Origin of the sequence: Pseudomonas sp. I3-I5 (genome assembly GCF_022699445.1) — a bacterium.
Taxonomy (GTDB): Bacteria; Pseudomonadota; Gammaproteobacteria; order Pseudomonadales; family Pseudomonadaceae; genus Aquipseudomonas; species Aquipseudomonas fulva.
In genome coordinates this window covers 1119779-1143372 of the sequence record NZ_CP093940.1, presented here as the reverse complement: position 1 = coordinate 1143372, position 23594 = coordinate 1119779, and the positions used below count along the sequence as shown (strand labels likewise).

Below are 23594 nucleotides of genomic sequence, written 5' to 3'. Positions count from 1 at the left end.
TAAGAAAAATCTTTATTTGCCGCTCAGCGCCGCTTCGCGGGCCGAAGCACGGATTTTGCGCTTGCTGCGCTGCACGCCATAGGCGCCCAGCAAAGGCCCAACGGCCAGGCCAATGATCAGCGCTGCCAGCACTACCACTGCCACGGGCACCTGTGGCGCAACCCAGCCAAACAAGGTCAAGGCTACGGTCTGCTGGTTTTCCAGCACGAAGAACAGCACTACAGCCGCCAGCAGCAGAACGAAGACAGCTGCCAGTGCACGCTTGAGGTTACGCATTGGGTTGCTCCTAGGAAATCAGGTGTGAGCCTCGTCTTCTTCTTCATTGACCCGATCACGCAATTCCTTGCCGGGTTTGAAGTGCGGAACGAACTTGCCTTCGAGGCTGACCGACTGGCCGGTCTTGGGGTTACGACCTACCCGTGGTGCCCGATAATGCAGCGAGAAGCTGCCAAAACCGCGGATCTCGATGCGATCACCGGTAGCAAGGCATTGTGACATCTGTTCAAGCATGGTCTTGATGGCCAGCTCTACGTCCTTGGACGAGAGTAGCCCTTGATGGGTGACAATACGTTCGATCAGCTCCGACTTCGTCATGATTTTCCCTTCGTTATCAAGCAGCTAGATCATTGCTTAACCAGTTTGTAGCACGGTGCGAGGGATTTGAACAGGTCGGTTCTTGACTTATTCGAAGAATGTTGGTCCGGGCTGGCGGGCAAGTGCAGACAGCACGGCGCCATGCCTGGGCGCAGCCAAAGGCCTTGACCGCCGTGCAGCACATAGATAGCACCGGGTGCCTTGGCACGCTTGGAACATTGTGGTTAGAACCCACAAGGAGCTCCAAGCATGCCCTCTTCCCACCCCCATCCACCTGCACCACATGACCTCAATCGTGCCATCGCCATGCGCTTTGGCAACCGCCCTACCCTGCGCCAAGTGGTAGGCGAGCAACTGATGAACCTGATCATCGCGCATTACCCCAAGGTGGCCGTTCACCGCCCCGACATGAAAACGGCCGAACCGCTGAAATTTCTTCGCTGGCACGTGGACGGCTACTGGACAGTTACCCCGCTTGTCGAGGTTGTGCTGCAACGCTTTCTTGATGGCGCACCGGTGGATTTTTCCCGCCAGGACCGCTTCAGCCTCAAACCACCGCTTCGCTTTTTTGCCATCCCCGATGCGTTCGAAACAGCCGATGATGACCTTGTCGACCCCGGCACGCTTAACGATGCATTCAATGCGTTTCTGCCGACCCTTCATGCGTGCTTTGCACAGGCTCAGATCGACTACTGGAATGCAGGCAACGGCAACGATCACGATACCTGGGTTCAACAGGTGCTTCGCGCCGGGCTTCTGAGTGGGTTGGCCGATCAGGCGTTGACCGCTGATGAGCAGCGATGCTTGCAGGATCTGCTGCTCGAAAGAACCGAGGGTTTTGCCGTGCACACCGTACGCATGCATTGGCGCCTGGGCGAAGACAGCACCCGTGAACTGCTGCCTGGGCTGCTGGTGAACGCCAGTAGCGAAGTGGCCAACGTGACACTCTGGTGCACGTCTGCAGGGGATGTGAAAGGTTTCACCTCGCTAGAGGACTTTGGCACCTACTTGCAGACGCAGTACCGGCCGACAGCGACCGATGACGGTTTTTCGTGGGCGCTCTACGAAGCTGACGGTAACGCGTTTGCCTTGTTGTCCGGCGTATTGCTTGAAATCCTGCTGTCGCGGTTGAACCGTGTACGGTTGAGCGATCTGAACACGGTGGATGAGTTAGCGTCTGCCTACCAGGCCGTGGTCGACCCCTCGCAGTTCTTCGCCCAGAGAGCCGATCTGCCCACTCAAAAGCTGGCCATCGATCTGCCTGAGAAATTGTTGAACGCCGACTTCAACAGTCAGAGCCGCTATCTCCAGGCGCTGATAGATGTTTGCGTGTTGCAGGCCTCCCAGGCAAATGCCCAGCCCCCTGCTGAACCGGATGATCTGCAACCCTATGCGCGGCGCAAGCTACGCGAACAGATGCTGGCCGATCACCCTGCAGACGGTGCCTTCGACGCGGATGACCTGTTACTGACCGTCAATACCTACGCCAATGACGGCCATGGGCTGGGTTTCCCGCAGCTGATAGAAAGCAAGACGCTGACGTTGACCGAGTACGCCATCGGTCGCCTTGAGGCAACCGGCGCAAGCCCTGTAGCCGCTGTAGCCCATCGCACCCATGGGCAGATCCCTTCCTGGCTTGACCCCGAGTACCTGCGCCAGTTGGTTGCCACTGTAGACATAGGCGGCACCTATCCGCGCTACCTCGATGGCTTGCTTGGGGATGAACAGTACAAAGCCAGCCACCTCAACGCCTTTGCGGCGCAATGGCGCTTGGGCCTTATGCTCGATGCTGCCTTCGCGCTGTGTACCGGGCATATCGACTCACGCAGCTATGCGGCGGTGGCAAGCTTTTGCCGTTTACCCGCAAGCAATGAGAAGGCGTTGGCCATCGCGCCCCTGGCCTTCAAGCGCTCGCCCGACTCGCAGTTGGTCGACAAGGCGCACGGTTTCTTCGTCATCCAGGTGGCCAATAGCGGCGCACTGTTGCTGTACTGTCCGATGCACAGGGGCGCGCTCAAACAATTCAAGGACCCGCACGGCCTCATGCAGGAGATTGCCCAGCCCGGCCGCGTGCAGGAAGAGGTGCTGGCATGGCTCGACCAAACGCACCGGGCCGTTTACGACAAGGGTGGCTTCAAAGAGCCCCATCTGCCCCACTGGGTGTTCGATCCGTACGCGCCACTGAGCAAGCCAGCCCCTGTTGAACTCGCGCTGACGTTCTGGACCCATGACATCGATTCGAACCTGTTCGAAGCCAAGCGCTCGATGCTGCTCGAACTGGCCGACCGCAGCGCCATGAGCAACAGCGAGTTACGCTGGCAGTCCATCAAGACGTTTGCCTGGCAGTTGCTGAACGTGGTCGCGCCCGCTCTACCGGGGCCGATCTCTTCGATTGCCTTGCTGTACATCGGTATGACTGCAGTAGCCGAGGACCTGAAACTGCTGCTTGAAGGCAGCGCTACGGATCGAACCCAAGCTGTGGTGGATCTGCTGAACAACACACTGATGGTGCTGATCCATGCGCAGCTTCCCAGAACGGAGCCGCCCCACGCCGGGGCGCAGACTGGGCGGAGTATCGATCCAGCCTCGGTGCGACTGGGCGGCGATATCGATCCGTTGCCATTGCCTGAGCCGGGCAGTGTGTCCACGGTCGAGGCACTGCAGGCGCAAGCGACCACACAACTCGATTTTGCATGGCGGGGCGCCCAGGGTTTCAATGAGCTATCCGGGGTTCAACGCACGCGATTGCAAGCCATGGCTGCCTCGGTAAGCCTGGACGGCGGGTCGGTGATCAAGCAAGGGCCTCTGGAAGGCTTGTACGAGCTTGAGCATGGGCGCTATGTGCGGCTGCAAGGAAAGGCTTATGCGGTCGACTCGGCCGATGGGCTTACCCGCATCGTCGGGCCGGATGGCAGCCAGGGGCCACTGATCAGACGCGACCCACAAGGGTGGCGTATCGATACGCGACTGCGCGGCGGCGGGGACCGACCCGGTTCAAGCACTCAGCAGCGCTTGCGCGAGCGGTTGGTCCGTCGGATCCGAACCGCGCAGCAGGCGGTCGAAAAAAGCCTCGCCGACGCGGAAAGAGGCGCCGTTGAATATGAAGGCCTGCGCCCACGCATCGAGGCCGCTCGCGCTCAATGGCTGAAAGTGGATGAGCGGCTCAAGCAACCGCCGCCGCAAGATCCTGAACAGCATGCCCAGTTCGAGCGGGCAACCGGGCTGTTTGCCAAACGGCATACGGAGTTGCTGGCGCAGATAAAGAACTTGCGCCGCCAGCGTATCGAATCCGCTGTAGGGATTTTCCAGAGCTACCTTGAGGCCGAGCGCAACATGGTTGCCCTGTTCGATGACCGTAGCTACATGGCCAGCACCAGCTATGCGCCAGAACAGCGGCAGGCGTTGGCAGATGTCAGGCGCAACTTGATTGGCTATGGGCAGTTCATCATCGAAGAGCAGTTGCATACCGGTCGGTTCAGTGAGTATGACCGACTGACCACGGCGCTCAACGCCGCGCCACCTGAGGTGCGCCAAGCCGCGTATGACCAGTACCGGGAAGTGCTTGAAAGCATCATTATCGACCAGCCTTTGATCATCGAATACATGGCGGCGCTCGATCGGCTGCTTGCTGTTACCGATTTGGACATGACGGTACCGAGCACTCACGCAGCGGACAGGACCATCGCCCAGATCATCGAAGCGCGCACCACCACCACGCCAAACATACGGTTCTTCCAGGCCATGGGCCTGGTTGAGATGGCGCTGCGTTTTGAGGCCTTGCAAGACTATGCGCACTACGCGGTATTCAGGGCTGCACTTGCCGGGGAGCGCCTGCGGGTGGCCGCTAATGCTCACCATCTGTCCCTGTTCACCGACCTGCAGACTGCTCAGCGTATCGATATTCTGCAGAGTGCCTGGGATGAATATTCGGCCGCCATTCTCAACAGTCAGCGTATTGCCCAGCTGGGCAGCGAGCTCGTGGATATCGAGCGCCTCGAGGCGTATCGACAACAGATGGTCGAGCTCAAGACCATGGCCGGCGACGCGCTGGTCATCGCATTACGCGAGCAGGCCGTCGGCCAGCAACACTCCACCACCCGTCCGGTGTACCGTCGGCAGGCGTTGCAGGTGGCCAAGACAGCGGCCGGCCAGACGGTGATCGGTTCGGAGTCGATCGTGGATGGGCAGCCTGTGCTGCAAGTTCGCGGGACCTTCAGCCAGACGGCACTGCATACCTTCACCCGAGAAAGTGGCACATGGGTCGAACAACTGCCTGCTGTGGGCAAGGTATCACCCCCCAGGGCGCCCACACCGGAAAGCGAACGTCAGGAACAAGCGCTGGCTGAAGGGATGCTTGCTCAGAATCAGAACGTACTTGCCAAAGCGCGCAAGCTGGTCGAAGAAGATATCGATAGCCATTCATTGACGTCGATGCTCGATGCACAAATAGGGGAAGTGCAGACACTGCGCGATCAGCTAGCCGACAGTGAAGCGGACTCTGAACTGCTGCAACGCCTGGACGATGCCTTGGTGGCCTTGCGCGACGGCAAACGCGAGGTGCTGGTCAAGCTGCACAGCACCACACGCTTTCCCAGTGCAGAAGGCTTGCACTACTTGCACAAGCAAGGGCTGGTGCGGGTGACCTATCAAGGGCCGCGGCAGGCGCTGGCCGAAGGTTATCTGGATGAGTACCGCATCGATGTGCTCGAAGCGCCAGGCAGCGAGCGCGGCAAGCCCCTGTGGGCCGCTCACTTTCATTTCAATGACGCGGCCGCCGCACCGACGGCGTTCGGCAAAGGTCATCTGAAACTGTGGCGGCAGCGCAAGCTGGGTTACAGGGAACAGGTCAGAAGCGCTGCCGTGGGCGAGGAGTTGCGGATTCACCGAGGCAACCTGACCTATGCTCAGGCACGTGGGGTGATTCCTTTCCACTGACCAGACGCCGGGGTGCCTTGACGGCTGCGAGCGATTGGGGCTCTTGCGCAGCCGGTTTGGCGCCCTGACAAGGTCGCTCAAAGGTCGATCAATGCTGCTGAGCCAGGGATCTTTGGTAGGCACCCGCTCCTGCTAAAGCCGCACGTGCTTGACGAAATTGCAGGGCCGGTGTCGGGCGTCGAGCTGTTCGGCAAGGATGCCTTCCCAGGCAGTACGACAGGCCCCGGTAGAACCTGGCAGGCAACAGACCAGCGTATGATTGCTCAGCCCTGCCAAGGCGCGGCGCTGGACGGCCGATGAGCCGACATCCAGAATGGACAGGGCGTGCAGCAGCTCGCCGAACCCGTCCACGCGCCGTTCCAGCAGGCATTCGACTGCCTCCAAGGTGGTGTCCCTGCCGGTAAAGCCTGTGCCACCTGTGATCAACACCACCTGCACCTGCTCGTCGGCAATCCAGGTCGCCACCTGAGCGCGGATTTTGTAAAGATCATCCTTGAGCAGAACCCGTGCAATCAGGTGGTGACCCATGTCCACCGAGCGGTCCGCCAGCAGCGCACCTGAGGTATCGCTCTCGACAGTGCGGGTATCGCTGACGGTCAAGACAGCGATGTTGAGCGGCACGAACACCGCATCAGGTTGAACACGCACAGCACAGCTCCTTCCAATGAGGTGGCGGTCACGCTAGTAACATGCGCTGCCAGCGTCCAATCGATAGCGCAAACGGCTCGATCAATGGCATCTATCGCCACGGTACGTTACTGTCGGCGCAACCCTTTAGCAGGCGCAGGCATGGATATCAAGCAACTGAAGTTTCTCATCGCCCTCGACCAGACTCGCCATTTTGGCCAGGCGGCTGCGTTGTGCCACATCACCCAGCCCACGTTGTCCATGCGCCTGCGCAACCTGGAAGACGAACTGGACCTGGTGCTCGTCAAGCGCGGTCAGCGGTTCGAAGGGTTCACCGAGGCCGGCGAACGCATCCTGGCCTGGGCACGGACCCTGCTGGCCGCCCATGACGGCTTGCACGCCGAGGCGGCCCATTGCCGCGGCCAAGTGGTGGGGAGCCTGCGCCTGGGCACGGTGCCGCTGGCCAGTTTCAACCCGATGCAACTGCTGCTGCCGTTGCGGGCCAAGTACCCGGGCCTGCACTTCGAGCTCAGCTCGCTCAGCTCCGAACAGGTGATCGACGGCCTGAGCCGTAACCAACTGGACTTGGGCATCTGCTACCTGGACCAGGTCAACACGCAGTTTTTCGACGTCATCGAGCTGGGTACCACGACCATGGGCCTGCTGCACGATACCCGGCATTTTCAGTTCGACGCCCAAAGCCTGCGCTGGGACCAGCTGGGCGATACGCCACTGGGCCTGTTGAGCAAGGGGATGCATTACCGGCAGTCGCTGGACTTGAGCTTCCGTAGCCGCGGCCTGGAACCGAATGCTGTATTGGAAAGCGACTCCAGCTTTCAGCTGATCCAGGCCATCGCCACTGGCCTGTGCTGCGCCATCATGCCGCTGGGCTGCGGCCTGGAAAGCCTCAGCGAGCACCTGCGCATCGTGCCGGTCACCGATGCCGCCATCCACAGCCCGGTAGGCCTGCTACTGCGCCGCAGCGAGCCCCGCTCGGCAATTGCCGAGCAGTGCTTCGCCGAGGCGCAGGCAATATTGCAAAATACCCTGGCTCATTAGCGCGGATCTCAGTTGGGTGATCTAGATGACAGCACCTATAACGCACAGTCTAAGTAAGCGAACGTAGAGGTCCTTTGGCCTACCAAAAATGACAGTGTCGAAGGGCCGACCTCGTCACCTATGCTGTGCCTGAATGTCATTACCTGGCAAGGCTCGAGGCAGTCTTCCTGAAATGGACTCACTGCATATGCATACGCATTTTGGGATTGATCTACGACGTGCTGCATACCTACCCTGGGGCTTCGGCCACAGCTGTTCACTCGTAGCATTCGTAGGTCAACATTATGACTACAGGGCAAGCATTTACCCGCTCGGGAATGGAGTAAGAAGCTTCAGCCCTACGCTGATGCGATTCTTGTCAGTGGATACACTGACCCCGTTTGAGCAAGGTGGGCTGAATGGTTATGCCTATTGCAAAGCCGACCCTGTAAATTTGCGCGACCCATCGGGGCGAGCCCCTACCGTCCTGACCGTTTTCAATGGTCGTACAAGACCTCCACGAACAGTTCAGCGCATTTCGGACTATCGCCACGGGCAACTTGCCGGCCATACGGTCGCTCGGAAGCACAAGCTGAAGGAGGCAGCATTGCATCGAGCTGAGGTAGCTCGTCTTCGCAAAGCTGCGGCCCACCACCTGTCGCAAAGCACCCGAGCGCCGACGCCCCACCTGAAGTTGGAGTGGCGAGCCCAGGCTTCACAGCTAAAAAAGGATGCTAAAAGCGCAAAGGTGCGCGCAATGGAAGCCGAAGCGCTGGCTGCGTTTCACAATAAAAAAGCCATTGAATTGGTCGGGACGTTGGAGTGGCAGGAGAACCTTGAATCCTACCCTGATCTTCTACAGCCACAGCCACAGCGTGCGCCTGTCACACCGTCTCAACCCCGTCTCGTCAATGGTGCGATCAGAGCTGAGGTTTGAAGCGCAGCCGTGTCTGATCTACCCACGTTGGTAAGCCGAAGTAAAGATGGGGGGCTGCAGGCGCAGCCCCAGCCCGATCACCGATACCGCTCAAGCCAGTGTGCATAGGGCGCTGGCAAGGTCCAGGCAGCCTTTTCCACGCCCAGCTCCTTGGCCGCGAAATACGCCCAGTGCGGGTCAGCCAGATGAGCACGACCGACCGAGACCAGGTCCAGTTGCTCGGCCCGTACGGCCGCCTCGGCCAACTCCGGTTTGCCAAAGCCCCATGCCGAGGTGACTGGGATACCGGCTTCGCGGCGTACGCGCTCGGCAATCGGGCCCATGAAGGCAGGGCCCCATGGAATGTTGGTATCGGGAATGGTGAAGCCCACGCTTACGCTCAGCAGGTCCAGGCCGCCGGCCTTGAAGCGGCGCGCCAGCTCGATGGACTCTTCCAGGGTTTGCTCGTCACGCCCATCGTATTCCAGCACCCCGAAACGAGCTGTCAGCGGCAGGTGCTCAGGCCACACTTCGCGTACCGCTGCCAGGGTTTCGAGCAGGAACCGGCTGCGGTTCTCGAAGCTGCCACCGTAGGCATCGGTGCGCTGGTTGGAGTGCTCGGAGAAGAAGCTCTGGCCCAGGTAACCGTGGGCAAAGTGCAGCTCGATCCACTCAAAGCCGGCGTCGCGTGCACGGCGCGCTGCATCGACGAAGTCCTGCTTGACCCGGGCGATGTCGTCCAGGGTCATGGCGCGCGGCACCTTGGGCAGGTTGGCACCGAAGGCGATGGCCGACGGGGCGATGGTTTCCCAGCCACGTGGATCATCGACTGCGATGTGATCATCGCCTTCCCATGGGCGGTTGGCGCTGGCTTTGCGACCGGCGTGGGCGATCTGGATGCCGGGCACGGAGCCGGCCGCCTTGATCGCCTGCACCACGGGCACGAACGCCTGGGCATGGGCATCGCTCCAGATACCGGCGCAGCCTGGGGTGATGCGGCCTTCGGGCGATACCGCCGTGGCCTCGACCACCAACAGACCGGCGCCGCCTCGGGCCATGCCAGCCAGGTGCACGTGGTGCCAGTCGTTGATCATGCCGTCTTCAGCGCGGTATTGGCACATCGGCGGGATGGCGATGCGGTTACGCAGGGTGACGTCTTTGAGGGTATAGGGTTCGAACAGGGCTGCCATGGAACACTCCAGGATCATTGAATACTGTAGTTCGATCATAATCGAACTATGGCAATAATGAAAAGCCCCGGTATCATGCAGACCATGCGAGCCTACAAACATCCCACTCCTGATGACCTTATTCTCGAACGCGTGCTGTACGCCTTGAGCGACCCGGTGCGCCTGGGCATCGTCCGCCATCTTGCTGGGGTGACCGAGGCCAGTTGCGGCGAGCTGGACGGAGGGAGGCCCAAGTCGAGCATGTCCCACCATTTTCGTGTGTTGAGGGACGCAGGGCTGGTACACACTCGCAATGTGGGCACCACGCACATGAACTCGCTGCGCAGCGACATGCTCGGGGAGCGTTTTCCGGGGTTGCTGGACTGCATTTTGCGCCAGGTCTGAGCGACCTGCGCTTGCCCGGATTCTCTTAAGCAATCGCCTCCTGCACCCTCAAGGCTGCCGAATGCCTGCGAAGGCGCGACCTCGCCTGCGCCCTGCCTGCCGTAAACCGCGCAAAAAAAAGCCACGGGGTGACCCCCGTGGCTTTTCGATTACATCAGGGCCGTGAATTACAGGGCCATGTCGTTCTCGGGCTTGCTTTCAACCGGCTGACTTGGCGCGACTGCGCTGGTACCGACGCTTTCGTCGATGACCGGCGGCTTGGCCAATTGCAGCACTTCGGCGGTGTAGTTCCACTCTTTCTGAGTAGCAGCGGCCGAGTCGTTCAGCTTGGTGCCGTAGCTTGGGACGATTTCCTTGATCTTGGCCTGCCACTCTGGAGTAGCGACCTTCTCCTTGAACACGGTTTCCAGCACGTTCAGCATGATCGGCGCAGCAGTCGATGCACCTGGCGAGGCGCCCAACAGACCTGCAATGGTGCGGTCCTGAGAGGCCACCACTTCGGTGCCCAGCTTCAGCACGCCGCCCTTCTCTTCGTCACGCTTGATGATCTGCACGCGCTGACCGGCCTGCCACAGTTTCCAGTCTTCCTTCTTGGCATTCGGGAAGTAGGTGCGCAGCGCGTCGAAACGGTCGTCGTCAGACAGCATCAGCTGGCCTGCGAGGTATTCCACCAGCGGATACTGGTCGATGCCCACACGGGTCATTGGCCACAGGTTGTGGGTGGTGGTGCTGCTGAGCAGGTCCAGGTACGAGCCATTCTTCAGGAACTTGGTCGAGAAGGTCGCGAACGGGCCAAACAGGATCACACGCTTGCCGTCGAGCACGCGGGTGTCCAGGTGAGGTACCGACATGGGCGGTGCACCGGTGGAAGCAATGCCGTAGGCCTTGGCCATGTGCTGCATGGCAACGGTTGGGTTCTCGGTCACCAGGAACGAGCCGCCCACCGGGAAGCCTGCATATTCCTTGGCTTCCGGAATACCGGACTTCTGCAGCAGCTTCAACGCGCCGCCACCGGCCCCGATGAACAGGAACTTGGCATCGGTAGCCGACTTGCTACCGTCCTTCAGGTTCTTGTACTCGACGTGCCAGGAGCCGTCCTTGTTGCGGCTGATGTCCTGCACTTCGCTGGACAGCTTCAGGTCGAAGCCTTGCTGGGTCTGCAGGTGACCGACGAACTGGCGGGTAATTTCGCCGAAGTTCACGTCGGTGCCGATTGGCGTCCAGGTGACGGCCAGCTTCTGGGCCGGATCACGGCCTTCCATCATCAGCGGGACCCACTTGGCGATCTGCGCGTGATCTTCGGAGTACTGCATCGGGCGGAACAGCGGGCTTGCCTGCAGCGCTTCATAGCGCTTCTTCAGGAACTTGATGTTGTCGTCGCCCCACACGAAGCTCATGTGCGGCGTGGTGTTGATGAACGCGCGTGGGTTCTTCAACACGCCCTGGCGTACCTGCCAGGACCAGAACTGACGGGAAATCTGGAAGGCTTCGTTGATCTCGATGGCCTTGGAGATGTTGATGTTGCCGTCTTTGTCTTCGGGGGTGTAGTTCAGCTCAGCCAGCGCGGAGTGACCGGTACCGGCATTGTTCCAGCCGTTGGAGCTTTCTTCGGCCACGCCGTCCAGGCGCTCGACCATCTCCATCGACCAGCTCGGCTCCAGCTCGTGCAGCCAGACGGCCAGGGTGGAGCTCATGATGCCGCCGCCGACCAACAGTACGTCGACTTTCTTGGTTTCTGCGGCGTGTGCGTGCATGACAGTTGCAGCGACAGCCAGACCCAGCAAGGTCTTGCCAGCTTTCTTGAACATTGATCAATTCCAGTCAGGAGAACGGAGGTGGGCCTGTGGCTGACCCAGGTAACGCGTGTTCTTCAGCGCAGGCTTGTTATTGATCATTGTTCAGCAGCCAGAGAACCGGAAAACGAATCAGGCTTTTGTCGCATTGACCTACATCACTGAATCGTTTTTCCGATTGTAACCGAAATGCCAGCACAAACAAATTGGGCGGCCAAGCGCAAGACGACAGGTTGTCTCAGGCTGACGGCCCTTCAGGCATTGATCGACTCGAAGGCGTGCATCGGCGCCGTCTTGGGGTAGAACTGAGGAAACTCCTCCTCCACGATCCAGGGCTCCTTCATCACCAGGTACACATCGAGGTATTCGGAATACCCCTCCCAGACGTGCAAGTCGTTCGCCTCGGCCACAGCCCGCGACAGCACGCCCATGCCGCCGAAGCTCTTGATCATCGACACGCTGACGATCTCGCTGCCGGAATGGAACACGGTCGCTGCCTCGAGCCCGCCGCCCTGGTGGTTGGCGAAGCGCGAGAAGATGGAGGCGTACGGGCATTCGGGCAACGGCTTGATGACCACCGACGGGGCGGTGTCGCCACTGACCGAGCAGGCCACTACCTCGATGCGCAAGCCCTTGAGCGAAACCGAATAGAACCCCTCGGGCATGCTGTCGCCCAGGATCACCACCATGTCGGCTTCGCCCTTGGCCAGCTTGGTGAGGTTGTCGGGGGATTCGGAACAGCTGAAGATGGGGCTGCACCCGGACAGGTTGCTGGCCACACCCGCCATGATCTGCTGGTTGATCTCCATCGACAGGGTGCTGTTCAGGGCGACCCGCAATGGCTGGCTCTGGCGTTCGCGCAGCTGCTTGATCTTCAGTTGCATGCGTTCGGAGCAGCGCACGATCTCCAGCACATGGGGCAGGATCCCGACCCCTTCCTGCGTCAGCGACACGCCTTTGTTGGTGCGGTCAAAGAGCTTGAAGCCGCAGTGATCCTCCAGTTTTTTCAACTGCGCCGCCAGCGCCTGCACCGTCACGTGGACCTGCTCGGCGGCATCGGTGATCGACCCCGTTCTCGCGACGTTGGCGATGTTTCGCAGCACCTTGATATCCATTCGACACCCCTCCCAAGACGTGCTCAAGCCCGCATGCAACAAGGCCTGGAAGGATAACGCACAACCGCCGCCGCTGTCTGCTCGGTACGTCGGCTGGCAACAAGCGGCGGTTGAGGCACCTCAAAAAAAAGTGAAGTTTCTGCCATCATTTCGCCTGCTAGATTGGCGCCCAGATTTCAACGGGAAGAGATGCCAATGCTTACACTCAAACGGAATATTGATGACGCACTGCGCCTGAACAAGACAGTCAACGTGCTGGGCAAGGACTTCGCATTGAATGGCGGTTTTGGCCATTTCGTGGCGTTCTCCAAGAGCTGGGAAACCATGGGCGTGGACAAGTACTACGGCCAGGCCGACAAGGGTACCCGCTATCGCCGCTATAGCGATTTCGACTTCAACCCGGCGACCGGCGAGCTGCAGCAGCTCGAACACCGTGCCTATGAACAGTCCGAGGCCCATAACCAGTATGTGGGTGGCATGCGGCGCCACTTTGACGATGTGTCCAGCGATGTCTTCAACTCACCGGTGCTGCGCGCCCTGATCAAGCTGGACTTCGATGTGTACAAGGCCGTGCTGCCCGAAGAGCTGCACAACGTGCCTTGGCAGTGCCAGGTTCACCAGATCCGCATCGAGGTCAAACCCGGCGAGCAGATCGAAATCACGCCAGAAGGCATCCATTGCGATGGCTACCCTTTCAGCGGCGTGCACTTCTGGGGCCGCCATAACATCGAAGGCGCCACCAGCAAGGTCTATGACAAACAGTCGAACGTGATCGACTCCGGCACCTACCAGGAAATTCTCGACACCACGTATTTCCTCGACCGCGAGCTGCAGCACTACGTTACCCCGGCCACCAACCCCAGCGAATCGGAAATGGGCTATCGGCAGATCATCGCCATCTCCTTCTCCCGGCCGGGGACCGAACATGACATTGTCAAATAGCCTTGAGCAGGCAACGCGCAGCGTTGCCGTGCCCGACCGCATGAACGGCCTGACCATCAAGAAGGCCACGCCGTTTCATGCCACGCGCCTGGTCAATTTCCTCAAGCGGTTCGACGAGATTGCGTTTTGTGACTGGCAGAGCGAGGACCTGCTCAAGGGCTTGTTGAGCCATGACAACACGTTCTGCTACCTGGCGGAAAACCACAGCGGGGCGATCATCGGTGCCGTGGCCGGGGGGACGATGGGTACACGCGGTACCATCAACCACCTGGCAGTGTCGCCGGACTATCGCCACAGCCGCATCGGCACGTCCCTGACCAACTCGATCCTCAACGACTTCCGTCAGCATGGCATCCGCCGGGTGTTCCTGTTCATCGACCAGGACAATGCGTCGGCTGTGCGGTTCTGGAACCGACAGGGCTTCACCCAGACGCGCGGCGAGATCACCTGCGAGGTCGATCTATGACCGACCTCGCCTTGCACCCGGTCTCGCGCAGGGAAAGCTTCGTCGATGCCTTGCCGGTGATCACCGGCTACTTCGTCGTGAGCTTCGTGTTTGGCGTGATGTGCATCAACGCCGGGCTGCCCTTGTGGCTCCCGGTGGCGATGTGCGTGTTCGTCTACGCAGGCGCCGCGCAGTTCGCGGCGCTGGCGCTGATCACCTCGGGTGCGCCGTTGCTGACCATCGCGTTGTCAACGCTGCTGATCAATTCGCGGCACATGCTCATGGCCATGTACATGGCCAAGCAGAGCGATGGGCTGGGCATCTCCAGGTCGCAAAAGCTGATGTATGCCTTTGGCCTGACCGACGAATCGTTCGCCTTGCACAGCCAACGCCTGCAAGCAGGCAAGTACACCCCGCCTGGCTACCTGCTGCAGTTCAACACCTGGTGCCACGCCAGCTGGATTGCCGGCGCCCTGCTCGGCGCCGTGGCCTCCGATGCGCTGAGTCGCTTCTCTGCATTCAAGCTGGACTACGCGCTGACCGCCATGATGATCTTCGTGCTGGTGTCGCTGTGCAACAGCCGGCCCAAGCTGATCGTCGCCCTGGTGGTGATTGCCGCGACCTGCCTGCTCAACGCGCTGTACCCCTCCCCTTTGAATGTGTTCGTGGCTACGGCCGTGGGCTGCGGAGTAGGCCTATGCCTGAAGAAAAATACCTGATCGGCGCGGTGGCCTTGATGATGGCCATCACCTACTTCACCCGGGCCACGCCCCTGCTGTTCCGAATGCAGGGCACGCCCAAGGTGTTCAACGACGTCATCGAGTACCTGCCCGTGGCGATCATCGCCAGCATCACCGTGCCCGCGCTGCTGATGGCCAAGGACGGCTCGCTGATGGCCATGAACGCCGACATGCTGGCCGCCGTGCCGGTGGTGATCGTGGCCTACTTCACCCGGAGTTTGATTTTCAGCGTGGCGGCAGGCATTGCCGCGCACGTCGCCATCACGCTTGTGGCGTGACGTCGATCTCAATTGCACCTGTGCGTAACGGCATCGAATCTACAAGGACACCGGCATGAGCCCTGCCCGTAAACACGTGACACTGGCAAACCTGAGCGAGTTTGCCCGCCTCATGCCCAAGGGCTTGCCACAGGACCAGGTAATCGCGGCACTGGATGACCTGTCGCTCAAGTGCTCGCTGAACTACCAGCTGAGCAAGACGTTTCTGGCCGAGGGCTGGATCGTGGAGTACCGCCACCTGCGTGCTGCAGCCCGGCTGAGCCCGGTCAACGACCTGCTTCTGTTCGCCACCGCCGGTGGCTTGAGGGTTATCAATGCCGATGGCACGCAGCAGATGATGAGAAGCGGCGACCAGCTTGTGCTGGCAGCGGACACCCAGGTGACGGTTTGGCCTGAGGGCGAGGATGGACATGCCAGTTTGATTGCACTGTCCGTTGAGTTGGATTTGGGGCAGGTGCTTGAAGATGTGGGGGATGAGCGGGTGTGGTAGGTGGGTGACGCCCAGGGGGGGCGTAACGGCAAGGCCGCTAACTCAGGCGTCACACAGTCCGTGTGGGAACGGCTTGCCGGGGCACCGGACCGGCCGCCATGGGCCGCAACGCGGCCCCGGCATGCAGGCGGTTAGCACACGGCCCGCCCCAACAACCTCCTAGTTCGTCTCAAGCTCATACGCCTTGCTCACGAACAACGCGGCGTACAGGCTCTTGCCTTCCTTGAAGGTGTAGATTTCCTCGAAGTCGTCCCCAGCCGCCAGCTTCTGCGCAATGGCGCATTCCGAATCGCTGTGCTGCTTGGCCTTGGTGCCAAAGTCGCTGCTCCAGCTAGAAAAGCCTACCGCTTGGCAGAAGTCGGCAAACTTGGCGTTGGGCGTGGTGTGCTGGAAGGCTTCGAATGCCGTACGCACGGGCTTGAAGCCGCTGTAGCTGAGCTCATAGCGCTCCACCTTGGCCTTGCGCGCCAGTTCCGACACTGCCTCGCTGAACATAGCCAGGCCAGAAGGCGGGCTGAAGGCGGCGACGATCTGGCCGCCCAGGGCTGCCTTGAACTGGGCCTGCACATCGTCGAGTTCGGGCATTGATTGCAAGGTGGCCTTGCGCACGATTTCACCCACCTTCGAACCATCGTTGCGGTGAGTGACCACGAACGTCATCACGCCCTCGCCATCGCTGGAGCGCTGCAACGTAAGATCCAGGTCGATCCTGGTCCCGAATTGCCCTGTGCTGTTAACCAGGAAAGCGCCTGTGACAGGTTGGCGCGCCGCCAGGTTCACCCCCCAAGGCATCTTCGCCTGGCTCGCGCGGCCGTTGGCCGTCAGCTCAGCGGTCGGTTGGATTTCGTCGCTCACATCGGCGACACGGACGATGTCCTGGCCCTGGGCCGCGATATACGGGTCAGCCATCTGCATGCCCAGCAACTGGACATGGATCTCGCCATCCTTGCTGTCACCGCTGTGCGACAGTTTCAACGCATCGGCCTTCAGGAAAACGCCGGTCACGTAGCGTGATTCGAGTGCGTTCATCTGGTACTCGGCCCAGTTGCCCAAGCCTTCGTGCATGTCCATGCCGCGCATCGAGGCCATCACGCCGGCCATGCTGCGCATGAACTGTTGCGCGCCGTTGGTCTGCACGGCGGCCACACGGACCTCTGGGTCGGCCACTGTCAGGTTACCGGAGAGCGCCGAGTACGAAATGTCGCCTTCGGACAGCACGTCTTCAAGGAAGTAGCGTTCTTTGAAGTCTTCGTAGTACGCCATGGCTTGCTTCTTGCCACTGCTCGACACCACGGCATAGGTGACGCCGAGCGCTATCGCCACGACCGCCACACCGCCAACCAACTTCTGCTTTGCGTTCATCTGCTTGATCATGGGTTATGCCTTACTGGACCTGTGTCGACGCGTTTTTCCAGTCGTTCACAAACTGTTGGGAGACTTCGGGCGTCCAGTTGGAGTCGATGCCTGCATTGGGGAATTCCTTGGCTAGCACGGCGCCATAAGACACGCGATCGGCGCAGCGCTCCTGCTCGCAGGCCTTCGGCTCGCCCGCGCTGTAGGCGCGGTAGGTAGGAATGGCGCGACCGTCTTCGAGCGGGTAGTAAGGGGTGGCGTTGGCAACCTGGGCCACGTACCAGCCTTCGGGGTATTGCTGCTCGGCAAGCAGACGCCCTTCGCCTGGGTAGTCGACGGTGTAGAACTCGCCCTTCTTGCCGGTGACATGCACCATCATCGGCGTCACGTTCTGCGACGACGTAGGGTCCTGCTGCTGCAGCGGCGAAGGGAAACGCACCTTGATGCCGGCCATCTGCGCCAGTGCCTCGGTTTCACGCCCCTTGAATTCACCCATGCGCTCCTGCAACTGCTGGTAGCGCTCAAGCACACGGGTGTGCTCCCAGGCCAACTGCTGCTGACGATTGCGGGCTTCACGCACGCGCTGCTTCTCGCGCTGCTGCGCCCAGTTGGTGCCGTTGCGCACATCGAAGTACAGACCCTGGCGGCCCATGCCGATGCGGTTGCGCACGATCTTCTGGTCGTCGTTGCCCCAGATTCTATTGGAAATGGCCGACAGGTCCTTGACGATGAGCAGGTCGGCCACATCGGTGGTGCTCGGCGATGCGTTCTTGATCAGGTCGAAGGCCTGCAGCGCAGTTTCCTTGTATTTCGCCGGGTCCAGGGCGAAGGCGTCGTCCGGGGTTACGCCGACGTAGTATGGGTCGGCGAGGAACGGCCCTACAGCGCCGTAGGTAGGACGGGCGAACGCCAGGTACACCTTCATGTTCCGATCGGGAATTTCACCCACCAGCAACGCCACCTGGTCCGCTTCGGCCGTGAGGTAGCTGACCGACTTGTCCTTGACCGCCGCCTCGTAACGCTTGCTGAACATCAAGGCGCTGGGGTGGACGTAGATGCGATTCCAGTCGTTGCCGCGGTAGGTGCCTTCGGCTTTCCAGCTGATCTTCTCGAAATTGCCCGCACCAAAGCCGGAAGCCGGACAGGGCATGGCTGGCGTGGTGCCGAACGTGAGGGTGTCGCCTTCACTGATGATGGTGCTATTGAGCACCCACTTGCAGCCCGCAGCATCAGTGATCTGCATCAGCTTGCTGTTTTTCAGCACCACTGAGCGGCCATAGTCCGAGGTGGGGGCTGCCGTCACAGCGGCGCCGGCTGCCTTGGGCGCGACGGCAGGCGCGGGCGCCGGTTCAGGTGCGGGCGCTGGGGTGGGAACAGCGGCCGGTTCTGGCTTGGCGGCCGGCGTAGGGGCAGCCGCCACGGCTGGTGCTGGCGCCTCGGCAGGCGCAGGCGTAGCAGCAGGGGCAGGTGCCTCTGCTGGTGCTGGCGCAGAGGATGGCGCTGGTGTTTCAGTCTGCTGAGGGGCTGGGGCCGTGGAGGCGGCAGGTGCAGCAGCCAGGTTCATCAAGCCCAGGTTGCTGGCATTGCCAGCGCCGCTGGCATACAGCGCGCCCTTGCCATCGACCGCCTTCCAGCTGACCTTGGCCGTGGAGCAGTCCTTGGCGAACACGAACGGCAACTTGTTCAGCAGGCCCGAGAGCATGTCCGGGTTGTCCCAGGCAGGCCGGGTGATGGTCAGCTCGACCTCGGGCTTGCACCAGGTCGCGGCCTCACCGGGCACTTCGACCTTGATATTGTCCTTCTTGGAAAACGCCAGCTCGTGGGCGAAAGCCTGCGGTACCAAACCGCAAGCACCGATCACGGCGAGCGCAAGGGCGTGCTTTTTCATGGAAGTTCTCAAATCAGTTCCCAGGTGCCATTGGCCTGTTTGCAGAAGGTGTTCTGTTCCTGTTCGGTCTTGCCTTCCTTGGACTTCAGGCTGACCGTCACGGGGCGGCAAGCCGCTTCGGCAGCGACGGTCTGGGTAGGCAGGCTTTGCAGCGTATCCAGGTCGAAGCCTTGGGTTTCGCTACTGGCCGCCACGTCCAGCTCATCCAGGTTCACCGCCGGGGTAACGCGCTTGGCCACGGCCTGGGCCTTGGGCTCGACGTAGTCCTTGTGCACGTAACCGACGGTCACGCCTTTGCGCCCTACCAGCACCCAGTCGCCGGTTGAACCGACGGCCGTGAATTCGGTGTGGTTCTTCAGGCTGCCGACTTTCTCGCCCTTGGCGTTGGGCGCCGCGCGCACATTGAGGTTGTCGCTGGTGGTCACGTAGGGTTCGTTGATCAGCTTCATCGACGGAACGGCCTGGATCTTCGGCGCGCGCTTGACCTCGACCTGCTTGGTCTTGGTGTACTCCTTGCCTGTCACGATCTGCGCGCTGGCGCCGGAGTGGTCGGACTTCCAGGTCACCGGCTGTGCACTGGCCGTGGCCTGTTGCTGGCTCAGCACTTCCTGGGTGCGCATGGCCAAGGCCTGCTGGTCTTTTTCATCGAGCATGTTGCCGATGCGGTTGCCCACGTAGGCACCGATGCCGCCTGCGATCAAAGCGGCCGCCAGCTTGCCGTTGCCGCTGCCCATGGTCGAACCGATGGCAACGCCCGCCAGGCCGCCGATCACGGTGCCGGCTTGTTCTTTGCTGATGCCAAGCTGGGCGCAGGCGGTGGTCGAGGCGATGGCGACGGCCAAGAGGGAGGCGATGAATTTCTTATGCACGTGGATCACTCCATTTTCCAGTGGACGCACAGCCGTAAACCGCAGCCGCTCGGGCAGCAGCGTGGGCGTGGGTGTGATGGGCTTGCAGGGGGGAGCCAGTGGAAGCCGCAGAAGGCGACGCCACGGGTGAGCGAACAGTGAGGGGTATGTGTAGCGAAGCGCAAAGCATCCAACGAATCCATGTCAGGAAGCACTCATCGCCCGGCGCACGTAGTCATTACGGCGTGTTGTCCAGGCATGAGAGGCGAACAGAGGCGGCATTGTAGCGCAGGTGGTGAATGGCAGATCAAGACAAAATGTTGCGGATGGCTGAGCGGCATGGGATTGCCATGGATCGATACTTCAATCGCCTTTTAACCCAGATTAACCCCTTTTCTTTTAGACCGTTCACAAACACACTGCTTCCTGCCCAAGCGGTCGTGCCGGAGCAGATTGCGGTCATTGAGTCGTGAAGGATAGAAAACTGTATGCAGCGCTTTTACGACCTGTCCCACGACCATTCTTCAGCCAAACACATGCACAGGAGGGCGGGCAAACCAGCACCTCGATGGTACTGCCACTTGTACACCTAACAATAATGGCAGTAGAAGCATTCGATACCGTGCGATATCAAGGCGTTTTGAGCTGGAGGTGGATATGCCTAAACATGCCGCGTGGCATTTTTATACGTGCTACGGATTTGCTGAATACACAAGCTCCGTGTCGTCGGGCTTCTGTGACTACCTGATAGACGCCCCTTCACGTAATTGCATACTCGGAAACGGTTACCGACTCTACAGCCCGACCTTGATGCGCTTTGTATCGGCTGACAACGAAAGTCCATTCGCGAACGGCGGTAACAATGCCTACTGTTACTGCGGCGGCGACCCAGTGAATCGCCTGGATGGATCAGGGCGTAGCTGGAGAAATGCGCTCGTGTACAAGCGGGCTAAACTGATCCCTCACCAGAACCCCGTCAGCACACAACGATTGAGAGCGCTCAAAAATACCAAAGTGGCCAAACTGTCATCCGCCTTCAAAGCCAAATTCAAAGCCACCCGGTCAATAGATATTGACGCTACGCAATACGCCGAAATAGCACCGCTTGTCAGGTATGAGTCGGTTGTCAACGCCAAACACGCTTACTTGCATAGGCTTGACGACAGGAGGTTCATACCGGAGGCAATCGGTATGTTGACGCGGGATTATTCCATAGTCATCAAGGCTCGGCGTTCTGTACAGAGGTCTTACTTCTCGGACATGACGCGGGCACAGGGATACGATATCAGCAACAAGCACAGACTTAATATGCGCGGTTTCAGCCTTCGAATGGAGCGCCTCAGGAAGGACAGAGACCTTGCTCGCATTGAGCTTGCACAGCATCGGCAAGAATTGCCTGAGTTGGATAACACAAGGACATCGGCGGGACGGCTGCCCCTATAGCGCACCCATCAGCGTCAAAGCACACATACGAAAAAGCCCCGCAGACCTAAATCTGCGGGGCTTTACGTGTATGGCGGAGAGATAGGGACACTCAGCCAGATGAAAGAAAACCTGTAAAACCCAAGTAAATATTGACACACAGACAAAAAGTAGTACAAATGAGTAGTACAAATAAGATCTGAATCTCGGCGGCATCGTGGCGGACTTCATCTTCAGAAAACGGGACGAATCGACTTGGTATGTGCGCTTGGCCGTACCTGTAGACGTTCAAAAGATCATTGGAAAAAAGGTGTTCGTTCAGTCACTGAAGACTGCGTCCCGCCCTGAGGCTATCCATGCCAGTCATGCACATTTGGCGCTATGGCGGAACTAAATCCGAGGCGCACGAAAGGCGAAGGAAGCTCCGGATGGATGGCAGGAATCTATCGTTGCTGCCACGACCGAACTAGAGACATTGATCCAAGGCCGAAAGCGCGCGGCCATTGGCGAAGTGGTGCCTGCTATGTCAGTCACAGATGCAGATGTTCAGGCTTTCAGACAGGCTAATCCAGACATCGTGACCCTGATTGAAAACTGGGAGGACACCCAACCGGGAAACGACATCGCGGGCGATTTGCGTTTGCAAGATACCCTGCAAGCTGGATTCAAAGCCATGCTTGAACGTTCGTTCCGTGCGAAGCACAGCTTGACCCTGGAGCAACAACAGGAATTGGTATCACTGATCGAGTCTCCGGCCAGCTACCAAAAAAAATCTCCGTTGACCAAAGCAAGATTGCTGTCATTTCGGACTTACAGACTTGACAAGAAAATCGCCGAGAAAACAGTTGATCAACAAGAATCCAAGTTGCGAAAACTGTCGGAGTATCTAACGACCAATCAAGCCCCTCTAGATACTGATACGGTGGCGGATTGGTTAAAATCACTTGAATTATCAAGTAAAACCCTGACCCAATATCTGTTGGCAGGCAGCGTATTTTGGAAATGGGCAAATCGTTATGATGAACGCTGGCGAGCCGATTACAAAGGTCGAGTAAACCCATTCGAAAACCATGATTTGCCCAAAGTACGAGCTAAAGACAGGGCTGCCAGCAAACGGAAAGACTACAGCCTTGAAGATTTAGAAGTATTGTACGATGCTGCCCAAAAGCGGGGGCTGCACGTTTTGGCAGACTTGATTCTCTTGGGGTTTTACACGGGCGCTCGTACAGAAGAACTATGCCAGTTGACTACTAATAATGTTGTAACCCAAGAAAAAATTCTATGCTTTGACTTCCCTGATAGCAAAACCTACGCAGGCATTCGATATGTCCCAGTACATCCTGCACTCAAACCAATTGTAAAACGACTACAAAGAGACTCAGTTGATGGCTTCTTGATACACTCGACGAGTCGTAACAAGTATAAAAACCGGTCCGATCCTCTTTCAAAGGCATTCGGTCGCCTCAAGACAGCCCATGGATTTGGCAAGCAGCACGTTTTCCATAGCTTCCGGGGAACTGTAGTCACACAACTGCAGAGAGCCAATGTGCCTGGACCACTGATCGCACAGATCGTCGGGCATGAAACGGGCACCGTGACATATGATGTGTATAGCCAAGGGGCGAGCCCACTGCAAAAGCTCAAAGCAATTTCCAAATTGCCACGACTGAAACCACCGACCAAGACCGACACTACGCCCCCAGTCACCTGATGAACCGAACAGCCAAGCCCTTGTTACCCGCTCCCTAACAAGAGAACCGGGTACATGTACCTACTAGTCGCTACCGGTGATATATGGAACCACCTGAATTTCCCCCCCCTAGCCCAGGTGGGGGGGGTTAAGCCCCACGTTTGATGCGGTAAACGGTGGCAACTCCGACATCTGCAAGCTTGGCAATGTCGTTCGCAGACATATTTGGGTGTTTTTCAATTAACATCTGTACCTTTGTCCATTTTTCTACATTTCTTCCCTTACCCTTTGGCGTCCAGCTTGGGTCCGCAAGCCGTTTGTTTTCCAAGCCTTGTCTAATCCGTTCAACCCGCTTTTCCTGATCAAGGCGAGCCATCTTTGCCATGAGGTCCAACAGCATGCTGTTGATCACGTCCATGATCTGACCTGTCATCCCCTTGTCTTCAATCAGCATGTGACTTGTAGGTAAATCTGCAATCACCAATCGTAAGCCCTTTGCTTTGATCTTGGCCTTCAGTGTTTCCCAATCCGACTGGGACAAGCGACTTAGACGATCAACGCTTTCACACACGATGCATTCACCAGTCTGCGCTTCATCCAGCATCCGCATTAGTTCAGGGCGGTCTAACGTTGTGCCACTGATATTTTCCGAATACACGCCAGCGACAAGAAGACCTTTCTCGGCTACGAATGCTTCCAGGCTAGCTTTGGCCCTTAATGCGTCTTGGTCTTTGGTGCTGGCCCGGAGGTACAGGTGTGATTTCAATTTTATTATCCTTTATACTTAAATTTGATAGACCTATGATAATTCGATCATATGGCTATTTTCAATAGGTTTCTGATAGACCAAAGCGAAGGGCCGTCGGACTACTAAAGAAGTAGACTTCTCTGATAGTTCTTAAATGG

General features: G+C 59.1%; 23 protein-coding genes and 1 pseudogene. 14 read left to right on the top strand and 10 right to left on the bottom strand.

Annotation, left to right across the window (positions count from 1 at the left end):
• Positions 1–12: 12 nt before the first annotated feature.
• Complete coding sequence (locus MOP87_RS05145; protein WP_023536255.1) at positions 13–276, bottom strand: lipopolysaccharide assembly protein LapA domain-containing protein; 264 nt, start codon at positions 274–276, stop codon at positions 13–15.
• 18 nt (positions 277–294) lie between these two features.
• Positions 295–594, bottom strand: a complete 300-nt coding sequence (ihfB, locus tag MOP87_RS05140) for an integration host factor subunit beta (RefSeq protein ID WP_023536263.1) — start codon at positions 592–594, stop codon at positions 295–297.
• A gap of 249 nt (positions 595–843) precedes the next feature.
• Between ihfB and MOP87_RS05135 the strand changes: the two genes are divergently transcribed.
• Positions 844–5529: a DUF6543 domain-containing protein gene (locus MOP87_RS05135; protein WP_242810190.1), complete on the top strand. Its 4686-nt coding sequence runs from the start codon at positions 844–846 to the stop codon at positions 5527–5529.
• Positions 5530–5661: 132 nt separating this feature from the next.
• Here MOP87_RS05135 and moaB read toward each other — a convergent pair whose 3' ends face one another.
• Positions 5662–6177, bottom strand: coding sequence for a molybdenum cofactor biosynthesis protein B (gene moaB, locus MOP87_RS05130; RefSeq protein WP_196110497.1), 516 nt, complete (start codon positions 6175–6177; stop codon positions 5662–5664).
• 141 nt (positions 6178–6318) lie between these two features.
• Between moaB and MOP87_RS05125 the strand changes: the two genes are divergently transcribed.
• The 3 genes and pseudogenes from MOP87_RS05125 to MOP87_RS05115 all read left to right on the top strand — a co-directional run bounded on the left by MOP87_RS05125 (position 6319) and on the right by MOP87_RS05115 (position 8131).
• Complete coding sequence (locus MOP87_RS05125) at positions 6319–7215, top strand: LysR family transcriptional regulator (protein ID WP_242810189.1); 897 nt, start codon at positions 6319–6321, stop codon at positions 7213–7215.
• 304 nt (positions 7216–7519) lie between these two features.
• A pseudogene (locus MOP87_RS05120) lies at positions 7520–7666 on the top strand (RHS repeat-associated core domain-containing protein); the annotation flags it as partial.
• Between the two features lie 285 nt (positions 7667–7951).
• Positions 7952–8131, top strand: a complete 180-nt coding sequence (locus MOP87_RS05115) for a hypothetical protein (protein ID WP_242810565.1) — start codon at positions 7952–7954, stop codon at positions 8129–8131.
• A 77-nt stretch (positions 8132–8208) separates the two neighbouring features.
• Here MOP87_RS05115 and xenA read toward each other — a convergent pair whose 3' ends face one another.
• Positions 8209–9300, bottom strand: a complete 1092-nt coding sequence (xenA, locus tag MOP87_RS05110; protein ID WP_027914248.1) for a xenobiotic reductase XenA — start codon at positions 9298–9300, stop codon at positions 8209–8211.
• Between the two features lie 48 nt (positions 9301–9348).
• On the opposite strand from xenA, the gene MOP87_RS05105 reads away from it, so the two are divergent.
• On the top strand, positions 9349–9684 hold the full coding sequence (locus MOP87_RS05105) for a helix-turn-helix domain-containing protein (RefSeq protein ID WP_049696427.1): 336 nt from the start codon (positions 9349–9351) through the stop codon (positions 9682–9684).
• A gap of 167 nt (positions 9685–9851) precedes the next feature.
• Here MOP87_RS05105 and mqo read toward each other — a convergent pair whose 3' ends face one another.
• Together mqo and MOP87_RS05095 are read right to left on the bottom strand one after the other, a co-directional pair.
• Positions 9852–11492 carry a malate dehydrogenase (quinone) gene (mqo, locus tag MOP87_RS05100; protein WP_027914246.1) on the bottom strand — a complete coding sequence of 547 codons (1641 nt, stop codon included), beginning with the start codon at positions 11490–11492 and terminating at the stop codon, positions 9852–9854.
• Between the two features lie 239 nt (positions 11493–11731).
• Positions 11732–12592: a LysR family transcriptional regulator gene (locus tag MOP87_RS05095; protein WP_042139635.1), complete on the bottom strand. Its 861-nt coding sequence runs from the start codon at positions 12590–12592 to the stop codon at positions 11732–11734.
• A 195-nt stretch (positions 12593–12787) separates the two neighbouring features.
• Between MOP87_RS05095 and MOP87_RS05090 the strand changes: the two genes are divergently transcribed.
• From MOP87_RS05090 to MOP87_RS05070, 5 genes are read left to right on the top strand one after another with little or no spacing between them, the layout of a single operon-like run.
• Entirely contained in the window at positions 12788–13534 is a 747-nt protein-coding gene (locus MOP87_RS05090) for a 2OG-Fe dioxygenase family protein (RefSeq protein ID WP_027914245.1), read from the top strand.
• Complete coding sequence (locus MOP87_RS05085) at positions 13518–14000, top strand: N-acetyltransferase (protein WP_242810188.1); 483 nt, start codon at positions 13518–13520, stop codon at positions 13998–14000. The genes MOP87_RS05090 and MOP87_RS05085 overlap by 17 nt, the downstream gene beginning before the upstream one ends.
• The gene (locus MOP87_RS05080; RefSeq protein ID WP_027914243.1) at positions 13997–14698 is read left to right on the top strand and encodes an AzlC family ABC transporter permease; all 702 of its coding nucleotides are present in this window, start codon (positions 13997–13999) and stop codon (positions 14696–14698) included. Before MOP87_RS05085 ends, MOP87_RS05080 begins: the two co-directional genes overlap by 4 nt.
• Positions 14677–14997, top strand: coding sequence for an AzlD domain-containing protein (locus tag MOP87_RS05075; protein WP_028687398.1), 321 nt, complete (start codon positions 14677–14679; stop codon positions 14995–14997). The genes MOP87_RS05080 and MOP87_RS05075 overlap by 22 nt, the downstream gene beginning before the upstream one ends.
• Positions 14998–15052: 55 nt before the next feature.
• Entirely contained in the window at positions 15053–15487 is a 435-nt protein-coding gene (locus MOP87_RS05070) for a hypothetical protein (RefSeq protein WP_128610754.1), read from the top strand.
• Between the two features lie 159 nt (positions 15488–15646).
• Here the strand turns inward: MOP87_RS05070 and MOP87_RS05065 are convergent, their stop codons facing one another.
• The 3 genes from MOP87_RS05065 to MOP87_RS05055 are packed head-to-tail and all read right to left on the bottom strand — an operon-like array spanning position 15647 to position 19597.
• Positions 15647–16861, bottom strand: coding sequence for a hypothetical protein (locus MOP87_RS05065; RefSeq protein ID WP_242810187.1), 1215 nt, complete (start codon positions 16859–16861; stop codon positions 15647–15649).
• A gap of 10 nt (positions 16862–16871) precedes the next feature.
• Complete coding sequence (locus MOP87_RS05060; protein ID WP_242810186.1) at positions 16872–18728, bottom strand: hypothetical protein; 1857 nt, start codon at positions 18726–18728, stop codon at positions 16872–16874.
• Positions 18729–18736: 8 nt separating this feature from the next.
• Positions 18737–19597, bottom strand: coding sequence for an SH3 domain-containing protein (locus MOP87_RS05055; protein WP_059184108.1), 861 nt, complete (start codon positions 19595–19597; stop codon positions 18737–18739).
• 278 nt (positions 19598–19875) lie between these two features.
• Between MOP87_RS05055 and MOP87_RS05050 the strand changes: the two genes are divergently transcribed.
• The 4 genes from MOP87_RS05050 to MOP87_RS05040 all read left to right on the top strand — a co-directional run bounded on the left by MOP87_RS05050 (position 19876) and on the right by MOP87_RS05040 (position 22709).
• A complete protein-coding gene (locus tag MOP87_RS05050; RefSeq protein ID WP_166741481.1) occupies positions 19876–20049 on the top strand; it encodes a hypothetical protein in 174 nt (57 codons plus the stop codon).
• Between the two features lie 184 nt (positions 20050–20233).
• Entirely contained in the window at positions 20234–21019 is a 786-nt protein-coding gene (locus MOP87_RS05045; protein WP_088523122.1) for an RHS repeat-associated core domain-containing protein, read from the top strand.
• A 196-nt stretch (positions 21020–21215) separates the two neighbouring features.
• Positions 21216–21392: a DUF6538 domain-containing protein gene (locus tag MOP87_RS21770; RefSeq protein ID WP_347402991.1), complete on the top strand. Its 177-nt coding sequence runs from the start codon at positions 21216–21218 to the stop codon at positions 21390–21392.
• Between the two features lie 129 nt (positions 21393–21521).
• The gene (locus MOP87_RS05040) at positions 21522–22709 is read left to right on the top strand and encodes a tyrosine-type recombinase/integrase (protein ID WP_242810185.1); all 1188 of its coding nucleotides are present in this window, start codon (positions 21522–21524) and stop codon (positions 22707–22709) included.
• Between the two features lie 127 nt (positions 22710–22836).
• Here MOP87_RS05040 and MOP87_RS05035 read toward each other — a convergent pair whose 3' ends face one another.
• On the bottom strand, positions 22837–23454 hold the full coding sequence (locus MOP87_RS05035; protein WP_242810184.1) for a recombinase family protein: 618 nt from the start codon (positions 23452–23454) through the stop codon (positions 22837–22839).
• Positions 23455–23594 lie beyond the last annotated feature (140 nt).